Source organism: Paracoccus versutus, assembly GCF_029909795.1.
Taxonomy (GTDB): Bacteria; Pseudomonadota; Alphaproteobacteria; order Rhodobacterales; family Rhodobacteraceae; genus Paracoccus; species Paracoccus versutus.
On the sequence record NZ_CP038197.1, the window covers coordinates 2,613,521 to 2,632,032 of the forward strand.

The 18,512-nt window shown below is 66.9% G+C and carries 23 protein-coding genes; 18 read left to right on the forward strand and 5 right to left on the reverse strand.

Going from position 1 to position 18,512, the window contains the following annotated elements:
* Positions 1-100 precede the first annotated feature (100 nt).
* Together E3U25_RS24315 and E3U25_RS24320 are read right to left on the reverse strand one after the other, a co-directional pair.
* Positions 101-499: a type II toxin-antitoxin system VapC family toxin gene (locus tag E3U25_RS24315; RefSeq protein ID WP_072462948.1), complete on the reverse strand. Its 399-nt coding sequence runs from the start codon at positions 497-499 to the stop codon at positions 101-103.
* On the reverse strand, positions 496-735 hold the full coding sequence (locus E3U25_RS24320; protein ID WP_017998419.1) for an AbrB/MazE/SpoVT family DNA-binding domain-containing protein: 240 nt from the start codon (positions 733-735) through the stop codon (positions 496-498). Before E3U25_RS24320 ends, E3U25_RS24315 begins: the two co-directional genes overlap by 4 nt.
* Before the next feature lie 202 nt (positions 736-937).
* Between E3U25_RS24320 and E3U25_RS24325 the strand changes: the two genes are divergently transcribed.
* The 12 genes from E3U25_RS24325 (at position 938) to E3U25_RS24380 (ending at position 11,287) form a co-directional block, all read left to right on the forward strand.
* Complete coding sequence (locus E3U25_RS24325; RefSeq protein ID WP_011749445.1) at positions 938-1,219, forward strand: helix-turn-helix transcriptional regulator; 282 nt, start codon at positions 938-940, stop codon at positions 1,217-1,219.
* 10 nt (positions 1,220-1,229) lie between these two features.
* Complete coding sequence (locus E3U25_RS24330) at positions 1,230-2,342, forward strand: replication initiator protein A (protein WP_036714532.1); 1,113 nt, start codon at positions 1,230-1,232, stop codon at positions 2,340-2,342.
* Between the two features lie 136 nt (positions 2,343-2,478).
* Positions 2,479-2,994: a DUF2840 domain-containing protein gene (locus E3U25_RS24335; protein ID WP_017998417.1), complete on the forward strand. Its 516-nt coding sequence runs from the start codon at positions 2,479-2,481 to the stop codon at positions 2,992-2,994.
* Positions 2,964-4,364, forward strand: a complete 1,401-nt coding sequence (locus tag E3U25_RS24340; RefSeq protein WP_244295259.1) for a DNA cytosine methyltransferase — start codon at positions 2,964-2,966, stop codon at positions 4,362-4,364. Before E3U25_RS24335 ends, E3U25_RS24340 begins: the two co-directional genes overlap by 31 nt.
* The gene (locus E3U25_RS24345) at positions 4,361-4,960 is read left to right on the forward strand and encodes a S26 family signal peptidase (protein WP_072462946.1); all 600 of its coding nucleotides are present in this window, start codon (positions 4,361-4,363) and stop codon (positions 4,958-4,960) included. Before E3U25_RS24340 ends, E3U25_RS24345 begins: the two co-directional genes overlap by 4 nt.
* A 1-nt stretch (position 4,961) precedes the next feature.
* Positions 4,962-5,297: a DUF736 domain-containing protein gene (locus tag E3U25_RS24350; RefSeq protein WP_072462945.1), complete on the forward strand. Its 336-nt coding sequence runs from the start codon at positions 4,962-4,964 to the stop codon at positions 5,295-5,297.
* 3 nt (positions 5,298-5,300) lie between these two features.
* Positions 5,301-6,116, forward strand: a complete 816-nt coding sequence (locus tag E3U25_RS24355; RefSeq protein ID WP_072462944.1) for a lytic transglycosylase domain-containing protein — start codon at positions 5,301-5,303, stop codon at positions 6,114-6,116.
* A gap of 49 nt (positions 6,117-6,165) precedes the next feature.
* Positions 6,166-6,747 (forward strand): hypothetical protein, encoded by a 582-nt coding sequence (locus E3U25_RS24360; RefSeq protein ID WP_072462943.1) that lies wholly within the window; start codon positions 6,166-6,168, stop codon positions 6,745-6,747.
* The gene (locus E3U25_RS24365; RefSeq protein ID WP_139294029.1) at positions 6,744-7,001 is read left to right on the forward strand and encodes a hypothetical protein; all 258 of its coding nucleotides are present in this window, start codon (positions 6,744-6,746) and stop codon (positions 6,999-7,001) included. Before E3U25_RS24360 ends, E3U25_RS24365 begins: the two co-directional genes overlap by 4 nt.
* Positions 6,998-8,791 carry a relaxase/mobilization nuclease domain-containing protein gene (locus E3U25_RS24370; RefSeq protein ID WP_072462942.1) on the forward strand — a complete coding sequence of 598 codons (1,794 nt, stop codon included), beginning with the start codon at positions 6,998-7,000 and terminating at the stop codon, positions 8,789-8,791. Before E3U25_RS24365 ends, E3U25_RS24370 begins: the two co-directional genes overlap by 4 nt.
* A gap of 32 nt (positions 8,792-8,823) precedes the next feature.
* Entirely contained in the window at positions 8,824-10,824 is a 2,001-nt protein-coding gene (locus tag E3U25_RS24375; RefSeq protein ID WP_072462941.1) for a conjugal transfer protein TraG, read from the forward strand.
* A 13-nt stretch (positions 10,825-10,837) separates the two neighbouring features.
* Complete coding sequence (locus E3U25_RS24380) at positions 10,838-11,287, forward strand: ribbon-helix-helix domain-containing protein (RefSeq protein ID WP_017998408.1); 450 nt, start codon at positions 10,838-10,840, stop codon at positions 11,285-11,287.
* Between the two features lie 183 nt (positions 11,288-11,470).
* On the opposite strand, the gene E3U25_RS24385 is transcribed toward E3U25_RS24380, so the two are convergent.
* The 3 genes from E3U25_RS24385 to E3U25_RS24395 form a co-directional block, all read right to left on the reverse strand.
* On the reverse strand, positions 11,471-11,848 hold the full coding sequence (locus tag E3U25_RS24385) for a hypothetical protein (RefSeq protein WP_072462940.1): 378 nt from the start codon (positions 11,846-11,848) through the stop codon (positions 11,471-11,473).
* A gap of 336 nt (positions 11,849-12,184) precedes the next feature.
* Positions 12,185-12,610, reverse strand: a complete 426-nt coding sequence (locus E3U25_RS24390) for a type II toxin-antitoxin system VapC family toxin (RefSeq protein WP_072462939.1) — start codon at positions 12,608-12,610, stop codon at positions 12,185-12,187.
* Complete coding sequence (locus E3U25_RS24395; RefSeq protein ID WP_072462938.1) at positions 12,607-12,870, reverse strand: FitA-like ribbon-helix-helix domain-containing protein; 264 nt, start codon at positions 12,868-12,870, stop codon at positions 12,607-12,609. Before E3U25_RS24395 ends, E3U25_RS24390 begins: the two co-directional genes overlap by 4 nt.
* 326 nt (positions 12,871-13,196) lie before the next feature.
* On the opposite strand from E3U25_RS24395, the gene trbB reads away from it, so the two are divergent.
* From trbB to trbK-alt, 6 genes are read left to right on the forward strand one after another with little or no spacing between them, the layout of a single operon-like run.
* Positions 13,197-14,153 (forward strand): P-type conjugative transfer ATPase TrbB, encoded by a 957-nt coding sequence (gene trbB, locus E3U25_RS24400; protein WP_425355731.1) that lies wholly within the window; start codon positions 13,197-13,199, stop codon positions 14,151-14,153.
* Positions 14,150-14,482, forward strand: a complete 333-nt coding sequence (locus tag E3U25_RS24405; protein WP_072462936.1) for a TrbC/VirB2 family type IV secretion system protein — start codon at positions 14,150-14,152, stop codon at positions 14,480-14,482. The genes trbB and E3U25_RS24405 overlap by 4 nt, the downstream gene beginning before the upstream one ends.
* Positions 14,482-14,763, forward strand: coding sequence for a VirB3 family type IV secretion system protein (locus E3U25_RS24410; protein ID WP_072462935.1), 282 nt, complete (start codon positions 14,482-14,484; stop codon positions 14,761-14,763). The genes E3U25_RS24405 and E3U25_RS24410 overlap by 1 nt, the downstream gene beginning before the upstream one ends.
* Positions 14,764-14,775: 12 nt before the next feature.
* Complete coding sequence (gene trbE, locus E3U25_RS24415; protein ID WP_072462934.1) at positions 14,776-17,409, forward strand: conjugal transfer protein TrbE; 2,634 nt, start codon at positions 14,776-14,778, stop codon at positions 17,407-17,409.
* Positions 17,406-18,191 (forward strand): P-type conjugative transfer protein TrbJ, encoded by a 786-nt coding sequence (gene trbJ, locus E3U25_RS24420; RefSeq protein WP_166435567.1) that lies wholly within the window; start codon positions 17,406-17,408, stop codon positions 18,189-18,191. The genes trbE and trbJ overlap by 4 nt, the downstream gene beginning before the upstream one ends.
* Before the next feature lie 20 nt (positions 18,192-18,211).
* A complete protein-coding gene (gene trbK-alt / locus E3U25_RS24425) occupies positions 18,212-18,508 on the forward strand; it encodes a putative entry exclusion protein TrbK-alt (protein WP_072462932.1) in 297 nt (98 codons plus the stop codon).
* The last annotated feature ends 4 nt before the right edge of the window (positions 18,509-18,512 follow it).

Sequence of the window (18,512 nt, forward strand, 5' to 3'; positions counted from 1 at the left end):
CAGGCGCCTTTGCGCGATCAATCCGAAACAGTTCGGGCTTGAATGAACCCTCCGGCGGCAACGCCCTCCTCGTTGGGGCGGCTGGGCTTGCCGCTGCCTGTCAGGATTCGAACAGCCGCATGCCGGCATGGCTGGCGGCGCCGCGGTCGAAGGTCACGGTTTCGCTGCAGCCCGCCAGCCGCCCGCCATGCGCGATCAGCGCATCCGCGAAATCCGCCTTGGTGGCGCGATAGGTGGCCAGCGCCAGATAACCGGCCTCCGTGTGCTCCACGATCAACTCGCGCGACCGCAGCAGCACCTCCACGGCATCGGCGATGGCCTCGCGCGTCATCCGATAGGCACGCGTCAGCACCCAGACGGTTTCCACCAGCACCACCTGCGAAACGAAGCCGGGCTCTTCCGGCGTAAAGCCCTCGACGATCTCCGTGGCGATGGCCGCCTGTGCGGCGTCGTCCTGCGCCAGATAGCGCACCAGCACATTGGTATCGATGCCGATCATGCGCCGGTCGCTTCGCCCAGGATCGCCGCCTGCATGTCCTCGAGGCTCACCGGCTTGTCGGGCCGCGGCACGATGCCCTTCAGCGCGCGGATCGAATGCGAGGCGGGCACGACCGCGTAATGGCCGTCGTCCATGCGCACGAAATCCACCCGGTCGCCGGGCGTCAGGCCCATGTCGAGGCGGACCTTCTGCGGGATGGTGATCTGGCCCTTCGAGGTGATGGTCGCCGTCGGCATCGGAGCGGTCCTTTCTGTCGGTAAGGATACAAGTAAGGATGACATAGCATCACGTCAAGCTTCGTGGTCTGGGAGTCAGCCAGGGGGGTGAGAATTAGTCACCCCCAACTTCGCACTCCCTGCGGCCGTTTCTTCTTCGTCACCCTGTCCTCCATACGCCGCTGCCCGCCAGCGGCCCCGCGAACCGCACGGAGGCCCGACGATGAAGCCCGATCTTACCGACCTGCCGCCGCGCTTCCTGCGCACACCGGAAGCCGCGTATTTCCTCGGCCTCTCCGGCCGGACGTTGGAAAAACACCGCAGCTTCGGCACCGGCCCGGTCTTCCACAAGCTCGGCGGCCGCGTGGTCTATGCCGTCGACGACCTGCAGGCCTGGGCCGAGCGCGGCGCCGTCACCTCGACCTCCGATCCGCGCGGCACGGTGCTGCCCGCCAAGCGCCATGCCGTGGCGCCGCCGGCCCATGCCGGCCGCTACCGGCGCTGAGGGGGCAGCGATGAGAACGTCCCGCCGCACCCGTCTTTCCGGCGAGCGCCGCCGCCTCAGCCCCTTCGTGGTGACGGGCACGGGCGGCGAGGTCCGCCCGCGCGATCAGCGCGATCTGATGGAACGTCCGTTCTTCTCGCTCGCAAAGACCAAGCGCCTGACGCCCATTCACTATGAATCCGGCGGTGTCCAGGTCCATGTCCAGGGCTTTCCCGAGCACGGCATGGCGACCATCTGGGATGCCGACGTGCTGATCTGGGCCGCCAGCCAGATCGTCGATGCCGAGAACGCCGGGCTGCAAACCTCGCGCTTCCTGCGTTTCACCCCCTACCAGCTCCTGACCGCCATCGGCCGCCAGACCGGCGCGCGCGACTATCGCCTGCTGAAAGGCACGTTGGCGCGGCTGCAGTCGACGGTGATCCGGACCACGATCCGGCATGGCGAGCACTGGCGCCGACACCAATTCTCCTGGATCGGCGAGTGGGAAGAGATGACGACAGCCGGGGGCCGGGTCGAGGGCATGGAATTCGTGCTGCCCGAGTGGTTCTATCGCGGCGTGCTCGACCGCTCGCTGGTGCTGACCATCGACCCGGCCTATTTCCGGCTCAAGGGCGGCATCGAGCGCTGGCTCTACCGCGTGGCCCGCAAGCATGCCGGCCGTCAGCCGCAGGGCTGGTGCTTCGATATCCTGCATCTGCATGCGAAGTCGGGCAGTCTGGCCAAGCCCGCCGATTTTGCCTGCGACATTCGCCGCATCGCTGCCCGCCAGTCTCTGCCCGGATACCGGCTGCGGATCGAGCGCGTCGATCACGTCGAGATGCTGCGGATCCTTCCTGCGAGTTATCCACAGTCGCCTGTGGATAACTCGGTGAGCGGTATCGGGACTTCGGGCGTCGAAACTGTGGGCGGTATCGGGACTTCAGGCGTGCCGATATCGGGACTTCGGGCGTGCCAGGGGCAGTCAAGCCTTTGGTCCGACGAACGGAATCCGGCCCGTAACTTATCTAACTTAAAAGACTCTAACATGGTAGGGGCGCGCCGGGCGGTGGATAACCCCCGCTCGGGCGCCGATACGGCCCCTCATTCTCGGACCCGGCGCGGGTCGGAAGGGGACGGAGAATGACCCCGCTCGCGCATCCGCCGTCGTGCCCAGGAGCATGCATCCGCTTTTCACGACGATACCACGATCCGCTGCGAGCACCTACGATATCCTCCGCCCCGATGCGCTTGTCTGCCGATCGGATGTCGCGGTGGCCGTCATGACGGACAGGATCGTTCCATTCGGTGAAAATGGCCTTGAGACCGCAGAGAACCCCACCCTCACCCTTGTTGACCTGATCTGGCAAGAGAAGCGGGTCGAGCACTGGCTGCGCTTCGGACGACCCAGCTCCGAACACCGGATCGACAGCCAGCGCCGGACCCTCGGCTTCGCGCCCGGCAGCATCTTCGCGCTGGTGCGCTGGGCGGGCAACGAGTACGGCACCGTGGTCTCGCGTCTCGACATCCTGCGGGCCGTCGGGCCGCGCGAGCCGTTCCAGACGCTGCCCTGCGTCCGTCCGGGCGCCGAGATCCTGCTGCGGATCAGCGGCTGGCCGAAGGTCGAGCGGGTGCTGCAGGCGGTGGATGCCGTCGAGGCGCTGGGCATCGATCCCAGCACCGTCTCGCCCGAGCACTGGCGGCATGTCCACAACCGCATTGCGGCGGGAGAGCCGTTCCGCACCTACACCAGGGCCCAGCATGCCGCATGGCTGAAGCGCCGGAAGGTGGGCGTATGAGCGCCCGTCGCACCCACCTTTCCCTGCCGTTGCGCGTACTCGACCTGTTCAGCGGCGCCGCGGGCGGCTGGTCGCTCGGCCTGCATCGGGCGGGCTTCGTCACCATTGCCGCCTGCGAGATCGTCGAATGGCGGCGCATCCTCTATTCGGAGAACTTCCCGCATGTCAGACTCTACGCGGATGTCCGCGACCTCACGGCAGCTCGACTTGTTTCCGACCTCGGCTGCCTTCCCGAGATCATCGTCGGATCGCCGCCCTGCCAGGACATCAGCAGCGCCAACACGAAGGGTAAGGGGATCGAGGGCGAACGCTCGGGCCTCTACCTCGAGGCCGTGCGGCTGGTCGGAGAGTGCCGCCCTCGCTGGTTCGCTTTTGAGAACAGCGCTAACCTCCGAACTCGCGGCGCCGACCGGCTGCTCGATGAGCTGGAAGCGCTCGGCTACGCCTGCTGGCCATGCGTGGTGGGTGCTGCGGATATCGGCGCCAACCATGTCCGCAAGCGGTCCTGGCTCATCGGCTGCGATCCCGAACAGCTTGCCCACGCCCGTGTCGCAATTCCAGCAGGGTGGCATGCGGATGGAAGGCGGATCGGGGGCGCGGAAGGCGATGAAGGACTCGGGTCTCTCCGACCTGTTCCGCAACCGTCCGCTGCCGACGCCGATGGCTTCGGACGGGATGAAGGACGGGGCCGGCGGCGGCGCGGGATCGACATATCCGCTGCGGATGATCTTCGCCACGCCAAGGAAGTCGGATGCGGACCGGGGAGGTCGGGGCGATGTTCTGAGCCAGCTTCAGGGCCACGACAGCCGCCATGCGGGGATGCTGCATGCCCCCGAGATCCTGCCCACCCCGACGAAGCGGGACCGCCGCATGGACGGCTGGAGCCCGGCCTACGACCGCCGCAAATCGCCGACGATGGACGCGGTGATGGCCAGAGCGATGGATGGTGCGATGACGGACCGGGCGCCGGACAAATGGGCCGGGGCACGGGCGCTGGCGGCGATCTTGCGGAGCCATGGCCTGACTGGAACGGCGGCATTGCCCATCACCTACGGCTGGATGCAGGGCTTTCCGCCTGGATGGCTCGCACGCGCATTGCGCTCGGCAGTAGACGCGGGACGTCTGCGGCCAGCCTGATCGTCGAGGCCTTCGGCGATGCGGTGGTGCCGCAGATCCCCGAGGCCATCGGTCGGGCCATTCTGCGCACCGAAGCCGCGCTGAACGCGGTCCTCGGCGGCGCGTCGCCGTACGACATGCCCGCTAACGACAGCCCGTCCACGAGCACAGTAGCGGGGGATGCCGCGACCGACGGCGATGCTACTGGCAGCGCAACGACCGATGATCCTGCGGATCACGGGGGCGCATCATGACCAGTTGGAAACGCGCCGCCTATCTTGCCGCAACCGGACTCGCCGTGCTGGTGACCGGGGCTGTTTCCGTCACCGAGATCGCGCCGCGGCTGATCTGGAACGCCTCGGCCAGCGTGCCGCTCGGGCTCTATGTCCTGCGGCCCGTCGGTAACCCGTCCGTCGGCGATTTGGTCGCGGTCGATCCGCCAGAGCCACTGGCCCGGTTCGTCACGGCGCGCGGCTATGTCGGCCCCGGCGTGCCGCTGCTGAAGCGCGTCGCCGCGCTGCCGGGGCAGAAGGTTTGTCGTGTCGGCAGCGCTGTCACTGTCGACGGCGTCGCGACCGCCACCGCGCTCGCCCGCGACAGCCGAAGCCGCGATCTGCCGGTTTGGCGTGGCTGCCGGGTGATTGGCGGCGACGAGATCTTCCTGCTGAATCCGGGGGTCCGCGACAGTCTCGACGGCCGCTACTTCGGATCGCTTCCAGCCGCGGCCGTCATCGGCCGCGCGATCCCGCTCTGGACCGATGCGGCGGGCGACGGCCGCTTCCGCCGGCCAGCAACTGGGGCCGAAACGGCCCCTGATCCCACCAGCAACCACCAACCCACGGAGAGATAACATGCCACAGATCGGAGAATTCACCCGCACGCAATCGGGCTACGAGGGCCGCGTCCGCACCGTCACGCTCGACCTCGCACTGGTCTTCGTGCCGACCCACAATGCCGATGTCGAGAAGGCGCCGGATTACCGGATCCATCTCGACGGCGAGGACGGCCCGGAGATCGGCGCCGGCTGGACCCATAGCGGCGAAAAGGCCGGGACCTATATCTCGGTGGCCCTCGACGATCCAGTCCTCGCACAGCCGATCCGCGCCCGGCTGTTCCAATCCGACGAGCAGGGCCGGAACTGGGGCCTGCACTGGTCGCGCCCGAGAAAACGCGACGAGCGGGATTGAGCCATGCCGTTCTCGGTTCCTCATCGTGCCGGCGGGCGGGCTTGCGCCGCCCGTCGCATCGCCGTCCTTCTTCTTTCCGGCCTGACCCTCGCCGCCGTCCCGGCTGCCGGCCCGCTGGCGCAGACCACGCCGCCGGTCGTGCAGGAAAGCCGCGATCCCTTTGCGGCCCATGTCGCGGAAGCCTCGCTGCGCTTCGGCATCCCGCCCGGCTGGATCCGCGCCGTGCGCCATGTCGAAAGCCGCGGCGATCCGCAGGCCGTCTCGTCGAAAGGCGCCATGGGCCTGATGCAAATCATGCCGGAGACATGGGCGGCGCTGCGCGCCCGCCATGCTCTCGGCAGCGATCCGTTCGACCCCCGCGACAACATCCTCGCCGGCGCCGCCTATCTGCGCGAGATGCATGACCGCTACGGCAATGTCGCCGCCATGTTGGCGGCCTACAATGCCGGTCCGGGGCGCTACGACGAATATCTGGTCTCGGACCGGACCTTACCGGCCGAGACCCGCGCCTATGTCGCCATGCTGGCGCCGCTTGGCGGCGACCCGCTGCCCGGCACCGGTTTCGCCGCCGCGCCGCCAACCGACTGGCACGAGGCCCCGCTATTCGCCGGCAGCATGATCGACGGCCCGGATGCGGAACGACCCCAGCCCGGCGGTCTGTTCGTGCGCCGGTCCGCTGCAGAACCAGTGCTGTCCGATGGTGCATTGGCTGCCGATCCGGAACCGCCTGCTGGCCCGTCCGACACCGCTTCAGACGCCGTCGCACCGCAATCCGATGCGCTGTTCGTTCGCCGCTCCGATGCGGGATCCGTGCAATGAAAAAACATTCCAAACATCACGCCACCTGCACAGTCAGGAGCCCGCAGCCATGAAGATCGCTTATGCCGACCCGCCCTATATCGGCTGCGCGCATCTCTACCGCGACCGTCCCGATTACGCCGGCGAGGTCGATCACGCGGCGCTGATCGAACGGCTGGAACGGGACTACGACGGCTGGATCCTGCACGCCGCCGCGACGCCGCACTCCTTCGCCGTTCTTGCACCGCTGGTCGAGTCGGCGGGCGCCCGGTGGATGGCCTGGGTGAAGGGTTTCGCCGCCTTCAAGCGCAACGTGCCGGTCGCCTGGGCCTGGGAGCCGGTGATCGTCAAACCCGCCCGCAAGCCCGTGGTCAGCAAGCGGCTGGTGCTGCGTGACTGGATCCAGGAAAGCATCACCCTGCGCCGCGGTTTGACCGGCGCCAAGCCGGAAGCCGTCTGTCATTGGTGCTTCGAGATGGTCGCCGCGCGGCCTGAGGACAGGCTCGACGACCTGTTTCCCGGCACTGGCGCCGTCACCGCGGCGTGGCAATCATGGCAGCGGAAATTCACCCTGCCTGACGATCCGCTGCCCGATTTTCCTCAACCGGATAGCGCCCGCCGAGGGCGATCCCGCCCGGGAGGCCCGTCATGAGCCCCAATCGCAGAAATCGCACTGCAGCGTACAACAGCGAAGGAACGGGCGGCGCGGCCTTTGGGGCCACGCCGCCCTTGGGGCTATGGCAAGGTAAAAGCCCCGGCCCGTCAAAGACCTACGCCATTGACATGGCGGGTCTTTTTCGAGGCCGGTCGGACGGCGGCGGTGCCGCGTTTTTGGGGTTTTCACGCGATTTCAACGGTGTTTTTGGCACTGTTGCGCGGATCGCGGGGCAGGGAGGGCTGTCATGAGCAGCGACGACCGCGAATTCCGCATCCGTCCGGGCCGGCCGCGCTCGACCCGGGCACCGCGCAGCGGCAGCTTCGTCAATCAGGTGTTGCGCGCGGCGCGGAAGGCGGGGCCGGTCCGAAAGGCGGGACCGGACGGGGGCTCGTCGTCCTCGGGACGACCCGTCCGCACCGGCCACTCGACCTTCGGGCGCGGGCGGGCGAGCTTCGGCCGCTCGCGGCTGTTCTCGCCGCAGCGCCGGGTGGTGGTGAAGGCGCGTGTGGTCCGGCACAAGGGGCGATCCTTCCGCTCCGCCCCGATGACGGCCCATCTCGCCTATCTCAAGCGCGAGGGCGTCCGCCGCGACGACAGCGACGGGCTGATGTTCGATGCCACCTCCGACGATGCCGACGATTCCGGTTTCGCGGAACGCTGCCAGGACGACCGGCATCATTTCCGTTTCATTGTCTCGCCCGAGGATGCGTCCGACATGACCGATCTGCGCGCCTTCACCCGCGATCTGGTGAAACAGATGCAGGCCGATCTCGGCACGAAGCTGGACTGGATCGCCGCCGATCACTGGAACACCGACAATCCGCATGTGCATCTGCTGGTCCGCGGCGCGGACGAGACCGGCAAGGATCTGGTCATCTCGCGCGACTATATCGGCTACGGCTTGCGCTCCCGCGCCGAGGATCTGGTCTCCCTCGAACTCGGCCCCAGGCAGGAGCACGAGATCCGCTTCGCCCTGGAACGCGAGGTGACGGCGGAACGTTGGACCCGGCTCGATGCCACGATCCGGCGCCAGGCCGACGAGATGGGATTCATCGACCTGCGCCCCGACGCCCCGATCCGGGGCGAACCCACCGGGCGCAGTCCCGAACCGCGGCGGTTGATGATCGGGCGGCTGCAACATCTGGAGAAGATGGGGCTCGCCACATCGGCCGGTCCCGGCGAATGGATGCTGGGGCTGGAGGTGGAGCGCACCCTGCGCGACCTGGGTCGGCGTGGCGACATCGTCAGCCGGATGCATCGGGCCTTCGCCGGGCGGGGCGAGGAACGGGGCGTTCTCGATTTTGTCACCGACAGCGGCCGGGACGGCCCGCCCGTCATCGGGAGGCTGGTCGATCTCGGGCTGCATGACGAGTTGACCGGCGAGGCCTATGCGGTGGTCGACGGTGTCGACGGCCGCGCCCATCATATCCGCCTGCGCGGGATCGAGGCCTTCGACCAGGCCCCGCCGCTCGGCGGCATCGTCGAGTTGCGCCGCTTCGGCGGGCCGGAGGATCCGAACCCGACGCTGTGGCTCGCCCATCGTTCCGATCTGGATCTGCAAAGCCAGATCGCCGCGCCGGGCGCCACCTGGCTCGATCACCGTCTGGTCGAGCGCCGGCCGATGCCGCTGGCCATGGGCGGTTTCGGCAAGGAGGTGCGCGAGGCGATGGATGCCCGCGCCGAGCATCTGGTCGGGGAAGGCCTCGCCCGGCGCGAGGGTGGGCGCATCCTGGTGCGGCGCCATCTGCTCGCCACCCTGCGCCGCCGCGAACTCGATGCGGTCGGTGCCGAGCTCGCCCGGAAAACCGGGCTGCGGCATGTGCAAGCCAGAGCTGGCGACAATGTCGCCGGCACCTGTGGCCGGCAGCTGTCCCTCTCGTCGGGCCGCTTCGCCGTCATCGACGACGGTCTGAGCTTCCAGCTGGTGCCCTGGTCGCGCGACCTCGAAGGCCAGATCGGCCGGCATGTCTCCGGCGTGGCGAAACCGGGCGACGGCATCGACTGGTCGCTGGGGTGCAGGCGCGACCTCGGGCTGTAACGCAAGAACCCTTGTTGAAAGGAGGTGTTTCCATGTTCGGCACGAAGATCCTCTGGGGCCAGATCAGCGTGGTCTTCCTGATCGTGCTGATCTTCGTCTGGTCCGGCACGCAATGGACGGCCTGGCGGCTCGGCTTCCAACCCCAGCTCGGGCCGCCCTGGTTCGAGGTCTGGGGCATTCCGGTCTATTACCCGCCGGCCCTGTTCTGGTGGTGGTATTTCTACGACGCCTATGCCCCGCGCATTTTTGTCGAGGGCGGTATCATCGCCGCCTCGGGCGGGTTCCTCGCCATCGGCATCGCCATCCTGATGTCGGTTTATCGGGCCCGCGAGGCTGCCGATGTCGACACCTATGGCTCGGCGCGCTGGGCTGGCCGCGCCGAGATCGAACGAGCAGAGCTGCTCGGTCTCGATGGGGTGGTGCTGGGCCGCTACGATCAGGGCTACCTGCGCCATGACGGGCCGGAGCATGTGCTCTGCTTCGCGCCGACCCGATCCGGCAAGGGCGTCGGGCTGGTGGTGCCGACGCTGCTGACCTGGCCCGGCTCGGCCATCGTCCATGACATCAAGGGCGAGAACTGGCAGCTGACCGCCGGGTTCAGGGCCAGGCATGGCCGGGTGCTGCTCTTCGATCCTACCAATGCGGCCTCGGCTGCCTACAATCCCTTGCTGGAGGTCCGCCGCGGCGAATGGGAGGTGCGCGACGTCCAGAACATCGCCGATATCCTGGTCGATCCCGAGGGCTCGCTGGAAAAGCGCAACCATTGGGAAAAGACCAGCCACGCGCTGCTGGTCGGCGTCATCCTGCATGTGCTCTATGCCGAGGAGGACAAGACCCTTGCGCGCGTCGCGGCCTTCCTCTCCGATCCGCGCCGCTCGATCGAGGCCACCCTGGCGGCGATGATGAAGACCCCGCATCTGGGCGAGGCCGGACCGCACCCGGTCATCGCCAGCGCCGCACGGGAACTGCTGAACAAATCCGAGAACGAACGCTCCGGCGTGCTGAGCACGGCGATGTCCTTCCTCGGCCTTTATCGCGACCCGGTCGTGGCGGCCGTGACATCGCATTGTTACTGGCGCATCGCCGATCTGATCGCGGGCGAGATGCCCTCGACGCTCTATCTGGTGGTGCCGCCCTCCGACATCTCGCGCACCAAGCCGCTGATCCGGCTGGTGCTGAACCAGATCGGCCGCAGGCTGACCGAGGATCTGCATGCGAAGGACCGCGGGCACCGGGTGCTGATGCTGCTCGACGAATTCCCGGCGCTGGGGCGGCTGGACTTCTTCGAATCCGCCCTGGCCTTCATGGCCGGCTATGGGCTGAAGGCTTTCCTGATCGCGCAGTCGCTGAACCAGATCGAGAAGGCCTATGGCCCGAACAACGCGATCCTCGACAACTGCCATGTCCGGGTCAGCTTCGCCACCAACGACGAGAGGACCGCGAAGCGGGTCTCGGACGCGCTCGGCACCGCCACCGAGATGAAGGCGATGAAGAACTATGCCGGCCATCGCCTCGCGCCCTGGCTCGGCCATATCATGGTCTCGCGCTCCGAGACCGCCCGGCCGCTGCTCACACCGGGCGAGGTGATGCAGCTGCCGCCGGAGGACGAGATCGTCATGGTCGCGGGCACTCCGCCGATCCGGGCCCGGAAGGCGCGCTACTATGCCGATCCGCGCTTCAGGGAGCGGATGCTGGCCCCGCCCGATCCGCGCGAGGTTGCTCCATCACCGCGACCAGACGACTGGACCGGGCTGAAGCCGCCGAAGCAGGCGGCGGATCGGGCAGGGGCCGGTGAAACGTCCAAGGCAAAACGCCAGGACAAGGCCAATTCCGGCCTGCGCCGCGAGCCGGAACTGCCCGAGCATGTCGAGATCGTCCACGAACGGAAGGAACCGTCGCCGGAGGACGAGTTCAGGCAGCTGCTCGGTGACGATCAGGCGGATGCCGCGCGCCAGCGCCAGGCGCTGCGCCGCAAGATGGCTGGTGTCGCCCGGCAGGCCTCGATGGATCCCGGCGACGATATTCCCATGTAAGGAGTCAAAAAACATGCGCCAACGACTGAACGTCTATTTCCCGCCCGCACTGCTGCGGCAGATCTCGGATCTCGCCGACAGCAGGAAGGTCTCGCGCTCGGCCATCGTCGAGGCCGCCGTCGCTTCCTTTCTCTCGCCCGACGATGCCGACCGGCGCGAGGCGGCCTTTACCCGCCGGCTCGACCGCATGTCGCGCCAGATCATGCGGCTCGAACGCGATGTCGGCCTCTGCGCCGAAACCCTGGCGCTCTTCGTCCGCTTCTGGCTGACCGTCACGCCGCCGGTCCCGGCCGAGGGCTACGCCGCCGCCCAGGCCAAGGGCCGCGAACGCTTCGAGGGCTTCGTCGAGACCCTCGGCCGCAGGCTGCAATCCGGCGAGAGCTTTCTCAAGGAGATACCGGAGGATGTCGCGGGGGCGGGGGATGAGCCGGCCAAACTCGACCCTGCCGAAGGGGCCGTATGACAACACTTTCTGTTCCGGCGGGGCGGTAGCCAGGACCGTTAAATGGCGAGGATTCTTATTCGAGGATCATTGCATCAAGAGCGGGAGCGTGTCGTTTCATCTCGAACACCCACCATGGCGGGCTCGCCGCTTCCCGCCAACACAGGCCTTTGTTTTGCGGGGAATTATTGCCATTGGGGATGGTTAAGGCGCGAGACGTTCCGCTAGCCTATCAATTTTCCCCTCATCGCCCGGCTCCATCGGGAGGACCTGGATAAGCACGTCCGTGAACCCCTCCTCGTGGAGGGCATAGATCCTATGCCGGCCGTCCATGACGTCGAAATCGTCCCCGCCCCTGAGACTCAGTTCCGTCGGCGTGACCTGGCCGCTAGTCCGGATGATGTTTTTCCAATGGGAAAGCTTTCCCGGTTTGAAGTCCGCATACTGACCAAGCCTTGCCTCCTTCGAAAGGGTCCAGCGATATGGATCCTCCCTCATCTTCTCGTCGATCTTTGCGATCGACGCCCAGAAGGTCTTCGCAGCCGGAAACTCAGCTTCGGTCCAGTGCGGGTATCGCGGCATCTGCTCCCCTTGAGAAAACGAACGTGGTCGGACAGCGTATGGTACGCCAGCCGGAGCGCAACCCTTGATTTCTTCCGCAGGCCCCTAACCTCCGAGAGGCTAGCAACGGTCAAATCCACGGGTAACAACTTACTGCCACAAGCACTCTCCCACGCCTCGCACTCCAGGGTTCCGGTTCGCCGGCTCATCCGAGGTATCGGCAAGGTCGCTTTTTCCCTCATTCGTGCGACCGCTAAAGGCTTTTCCCAGCGGCCCTCACGGGAGTTCCTTAGGTCAGAAAACTGACGGAAATATTCGGCATTTGACGAAAATGGCGGCCCGATACGGCTTCCGGGTTCATCTCGCCTCCTCCCATGGATTGATGACGGTGATGCCGGCAGCCAGGAACGGCGCGGTATCGCGCGTCGCGACGGTCAACTCGACGGCGGCGGCGATTGCGGCGATGAAGCCGTCCGCCTGGCCGATGATCGTTCCCCTGCCGCGCGCCTGCGCCATCAGGCTTGCGTAGCATTCCGAGGCTGCGAGACCGAAGGGCAGGATGCGGTCCTCGAACAGCGGCAGGATCTCTTTCTCGAAACGGGAATGCAGGCGGGCCTTGCGCTTGCCGTCGGGAAGCACAGCAATGCCGAACCGGATCTCGGCCACGGTGATGGCCGAAAGGTGCAGAGTCTCGATCGCCTGCTCATCGATCCAGCGGACGACTCCGGCATCCGGCGCGTCCCGCATCGGTTCGGAGACCACATTCGTGTCGAGCAGGATCATTCGTCGAAATCGATCGGTCGGGCAGGGGTCCGGTCACGCCGGATCGCAGTCTCGAACAGGGCGTGCTCTTCCTTGCTCATCCGCGCTTCGCGGCCGATCTCGGCCAGCAGCGACCCCAGCCGGACGCGGTTCTGCGGTCGCGCTGCCTGTTCGAGGATGTCGCGCACTTCGGCCTCGGTACTGCGCCCATGCTGCGCCGCGCGCATCTTCAGCGCCCGATGCGTCTCGGCGGACAGATTGCGGATGGTGATGGCGGGCATGGCGATTGCGACTCCCGGAAACTGACATCATTGATATCGTCACTGAAAAAATGATGTCAAGGTTAGTGGCTGGTGATGCTGATCATACCGGAGTTGATTCGTCAGCCTGCCGCCACCTGCGCTGGTTTTCCCGAAAGGGCAAAACCGCCGTTTCCCTGTCTTTCTACGCCAGACTACGACGGCAGCTGAATAGCTGTTGCACTCTCTCGTTTTGAGGCTCTTTTAGTCGACCCCATCCGGGGCTTTCCTCTCGCCGCCCCGGTGGAACGGGGGACGGGATGGCAGGTTCGGACCACATCGAGGCAAGTGTGGAGCGCGGCGCCCGCATGCTCCGCACCGCGCTCGGGCCTGCCATCTCCGCCCTCTTGCGGGATCCCGATATCGTCGAGGTGATGCTGAACCCCGACGGGCGGCTCTGGATCGACCGGCTTTCCGAGGGTCTGAACGACACCGGCGAACGGCTGTCCCCTGCCGACGGCGAGCGGATCATCCGACTGGTCGCGCATCATGTCGGCGCCGAGGTCCATGCCCGGTCCCCACGCGTCTCGGCGGAACTGCCCGAGACAGGGGAACGCTTCGAAGGCCTGTTGCCGCCGGTGGTCGCCGCGCCGGCCTTCGCGATCCGCAAGCCCGCCGTGGCCGTGTTCACGCTCGACGACTATGTCACCGCCGGGATCATGAGCCGGATGCAGGCCGAGGCGCTGCGGCTTGGCGTTGTGACCCGCGCCAATATCCTCGTCGCCGGCGGCACCTCCACCGGCAAGACCACGCTGACGAATGCGCTGCTGGCCGAGGTGGTGAAGACGCTGGACCGCGTCGTCATCATCGAGGATACCCGCGAGCTGCAATGCGCCGCGCCGAATTTGGTGGCGATGCGCACAAAGGACGGCGTCGCGACGCTTTCCGATCTGGTCCGCTCATCGCTGCGATTGCGGCCCGACCGCATCCCGATCGGCGAGGTGCGCGGCGCCGAGGCGCTGGATCTGCTCAAGGCCTGGGGCACCGGCCATCCCGGCGGGATCGGCACCATCCATGCCGGATCGGGCATCGGAGCCCTGCGCCGCCTCGAACAGCTGATCCAGGAGGCCGTGGTCACCGTGCCACGGGCGCTGATCGCCGAGACCGTGGATCTGATCGCCGTTCTGGCCGGACGCGGCAGCAATCGCCGTCTCACCGAACTGGTCCGGGTCGAGGGCCTTCGGCCGGACGGCGAATACCGCATCGCACCCGTGATTCCCGACACCGAGACCGACACCCATCAAAACATCGGAGATTCTCCATGATCCGACCTGCATTGAAGCTTCCCCGCCGTATCGCGGCATCCGCCAGCTTCGCCTATGTCAGCCTTGTATTGGCGCCCGCCGCCCATGCCGCCGGTTCCTCGATGCCCTGGGAGGCGCCGCTGCAATCCATCCTCGATTCCGTCGAGGGACCGGTGGCCAAGATCGTGGCGGTGATCATCATTATCGTCACCGGCCTGACGCTGGCATTCGGCGATACCGGCGGCGGCTTTCGCCGGCTGATCCAGATCGTCTTCGGCATCTCCATCGCCTTCGCGGCCAGTTCGTTCTTCCTCAGTTTCTTCAGCTTCGGCGGCGGGGCCTTGGTCTGATGACGCAGGGCTTCGAGCAGCTTTCCGACGTACCGGGCTTTTCCGTCCCGGTGCATCGCGCCCTGACCGAGCCGATCCTGCTCGGCGGCGCGCCGAGAAGCATCGCCATCCTGAACGGCACCCTGGCCGGCGCCGTAGGTCTCGGCCTCCAGCTCTGGCTGGCCGGCATCCTGATCTGGGCGGTCGGTCACATCGCCGCCGTCTGGGCGGCGAAGCGCGACCCGCTCTTCGTCGAGGTTGGGCGCCGCCACCTGCGTCTCCCCGGCCATCTCTCGGTCTGACGGAGGTATGCGATGATGAATCTCGCCGAGTATCGCCGCACCGCTTCCCGCCTCGCCGACTTCCTGCCTTGGGCGGCGCTGGTCGCGCCGGGCGTGGTGCTGAACAAGGACGGTTCGTTCCAGCGCACGGCGAAATTCCGCGGCCCCGATCTGGATTCCGCCGTGGCCGCCGAACTGGTCGCGGTGGCGGGGCGGCTGAACAACGCCTTCCGCCGCCTCGGCTCGGGCTGGGCCATCTTCGTCGAGGCGCAGCGGTCCGAAGCCGCCACCTATCCCGACAGCCGCTTCCCCGATGCCGCCTCGGCGCTGGTCGATGCCGAGCGCAAGGCCGATTTCGAGCAGGAAGGCAGCCATTTCGTCTCGGACTATTTTCTCACCCTGCTCTGGCTGCCGCCGGCCGAAGAGGCGGCCCGCGCGGAAAGCTGGCTCTACGAGGGCCGCGAGACATCTGGGGTGAATCCCTGGGAACTGCTGCGCGGTTTCATCGACCGCAGCGACCGGGTGCTGGCGCTGCTCGACGGCTTCATGCCGGAATGCCGCTGGCTCGACGATCCAGAGACGCTGACCTATCTGCATTCCACCATCTCCACCAACCGGCAGCGCCTGCGCGTGCCGGAAGTGCCGATGCATCTCGACGCCCTGCTCGCCGACCAGCCGCTGACCGGCGGGCTGGAGCCGCGGCTCGGCGAGCAGCATCTGCGGGTGCTGACCATCACCGGCTTTCCGACCGCGACGACGCCCGGCATTCTCGACGAGCTGAACCGCATCGCCTTTCCGTACCGCTGGTCGACCCGCGCCATCCTTATCGACAAGACCGATGCGACGAAACTGCTGACGAAGATCCGGCGGCAATGGTTCGCCAAGCGCAAGAGCATCGCCGCGATCCTGAAGGAGGTGATGACCAGCGAGCCCGCGGCCCTGGTCGATACCGATGCCGCCAACAAGGCCACCGACGCCGACATGGCCTTGCAGGAACTCGGCGCGGATGTGGCCGGCATGGGTTATGTCACCGCGACGATCACCGTCTGGGACGCGGACGCCAGCATCGCCGACGAGAAGCTGCGGCTGGTCGAGAAACTGGTGCAGGGCCACGACTTCACCGCGATGATCGAGACTGTGAACTCGGTGGACGCCTGGCTCGGCTCGCTACCGGGACATGCCTATGCCAATGTGCGCCAGCCGCCGATCAGCACTTTGAATCTCGCCCATATGGTGCCGTTGAGCGCCGTTTGGGCCGGCGAGGGGTCGGACGAGCATTTCGATGCACCCCCTTTGCTCTTTGGAAAGACCGAAGGCGCGACGCCGTTCCGCTTCTCGCTGCATGTCGGCGATGTCGGCCATACCCTCGTGGTCGGTCCGACCGGGGCGGGCAAGTCGGTGCTCTTGGCGCTGATGGCGCTGCAGTTCCGCCGCTACGAAAGATCGCAGATCTTTGCCTTCGATTTCGGCGGCTCGATCCGGGCGGCGGCGCTGGCCATGGGCGGCGACTGGCATGATCTCGGCGGCGGGTTGTCCGAGGATGCGGAGAATTCCGTCGCCCTGCAGCCGCTGGCCCGCATCGACGATGCGGCCGAACGGGCATGGGCGGCGGACTGGATTTCCGCCATCCTAATGCGCGAAGGCATCGCCATCACCCCAGAGGTGAAGGAGCATCTCTGGACAGCGCTGACCTCGCTGGCCTCGGCGCCGGTCGGAGAACGCACCATCACCGGCCTCGCGGTGCTGCTGCAATCCAACGATCTGAAGCAGGCGCTGCGCCCTTATTGCATCGGCGGTCCTTGGGGCCGGCTGCTCGACGCCGAGAGCGAGCATCTGGGCGCGGCCTCGGTGCAGGCCTTCGAGATCGAGGGCCTGGTCGGCACCGGCGCCGCGCCGGCGGTTCTGTCCTATCTCTTTCACCGCATCGGCGACCGGCTGGACGGGCGACCCACGTTGCTGATCATCGACGAGGGCTGGCTGGCGCTGGACGACGAGGGGTTTTCCGGCCAGCTGCGCGAATGGCTGAAGACGCTCAGGAAGAAGAACGCCTCGGTCGTCTTCGCCACGCAGTCGCTGTCGGATATCGACAATTCCGCCATCGCCCCGGCGATCATCGAGAGCTGCCCGACCCGGCTGCTGCTGCCCAACGAGCGTGCCGTTGAGCCGCAGATCACCGCGATCTATCGCCGCTTCGGCCTCAACGACCGCCAGATCGAGATCCTGGCGCGGGCGACGCCCAAGCGGGATTATTATTGCCAGTCCCGGCGTGGCAACCGGCTGTTCGAGCTGGGCCTCAGCGAAGTCGGTCTCGCGCTCTGCGCCGCATCCGCCAAATCCGATCAAACGCTGATCGGTCAGGTCCTCGCCGAACATGGACGTGACGGCTTCCTCTCCGCCTGGCTCCGGGCGCGCGGCGTAGACTGGGCGGCCGAGCTGATCCCGGACCTCGCCAATCTGGCGCCGGAAGCCACCGGCATGCCTGTATCTGAACCGATCAGTTCAGAAACGGCACGCACTGATCACGGGGCGGGACCGGACGATGCCGGGTTCACCGACGCGGAGACAGGACCTGCCGGTGACGCGGTCGCGCCCGGCGACGCCAAGGCAGCATCCACCCTCGCAGAGGCAGGACCAGAAACAAGCACAGATAAGGAGACCGCGCCATGACGCGCAGACCATCCATGATCACCCGTTCCGTCAGCACCACGGCACTGGTCCTTGCGCTGGCGGCACCGCTGGCGCTGGCCCCGGTCCTGACTCCGCCAGCCCAAGCCTTCTTCGGCGGCTTCGGTCGCATTGTCTACGACCCGACCAACCATACCGAGAACCTGCTGACCGCGGCGCGCACGCTGGAGCAGATCAACAACCAGATCGCCTCGCTGCAGAACGAGGCGCGGATGCTGATCAACCAGGCCCGCGATCTCGCCAGCCTGCCGCATAGCTCGCTGCAGCAGCTGCAACAAAATGTCACCCGCACCCAGCAACTGCTGGACGAGGCCCAGAACATCGCCTTCGAGGTGCAAGAGGTCGACCAGGCGTTCGAGCAGGAATACGGCACGCCCGATCTCTCGATGTCCGAACAACAACTCCTGGCCGATGCCCGGACCCGCTGGAGCAACACCATGGGCGGGTTGCAGGACGCCATGCGCGTCCAGGCCGGCGTCACCAACAACATCGAGGCGCAGCGGGCCGAGATGGCGACGCTGGTCGAACAGAGCCAGGGTGCCACCGGTGCCTTGCAGGCCAGCCAGGCCGGCAACCAGCTGCTGGCCCTGCAATCGCAGCAGCTTTCCGATCTCACCGCGCTCCTCGCCGCCACCGGCCGCGCCGAGGCGCTCGCCGAGGCTGAGCGCGCGGCGGCCACCGAACAGGGCCGCATCCAGCGCGAACGCTTCCTGACGCCCGGCATCGGCTACCAGCCCGGCAATGCCCGGATATTCAACAACTGAAGCCCCGAGGAGGCGCAATCATGGGAGGCAAGGCGATGGCCCGGCTCATTGCCATCCTGTTCCTGGCGATCGTCATGACCGTCACCCTGATCCGGATGGAACGGACCGGCGATCTGCCGCCGCTTCCCGGGCAGCAGAGCCAGTCGCAGCCGGAAGATCCGCTGCGCGAGGGCCAGCGCCGCTGCCAGCGGTTGGGCGAAGCGGCGGCGGACGATGCCGACTGCCTACACATCTGGGCCGAAACCCGCGATCGCTTCCTCGGGCGCAGTCCCAGCCCCGAGCCATCCCGCCCTGCCGTCTCCCCTGAAGCGGAGTGATCAT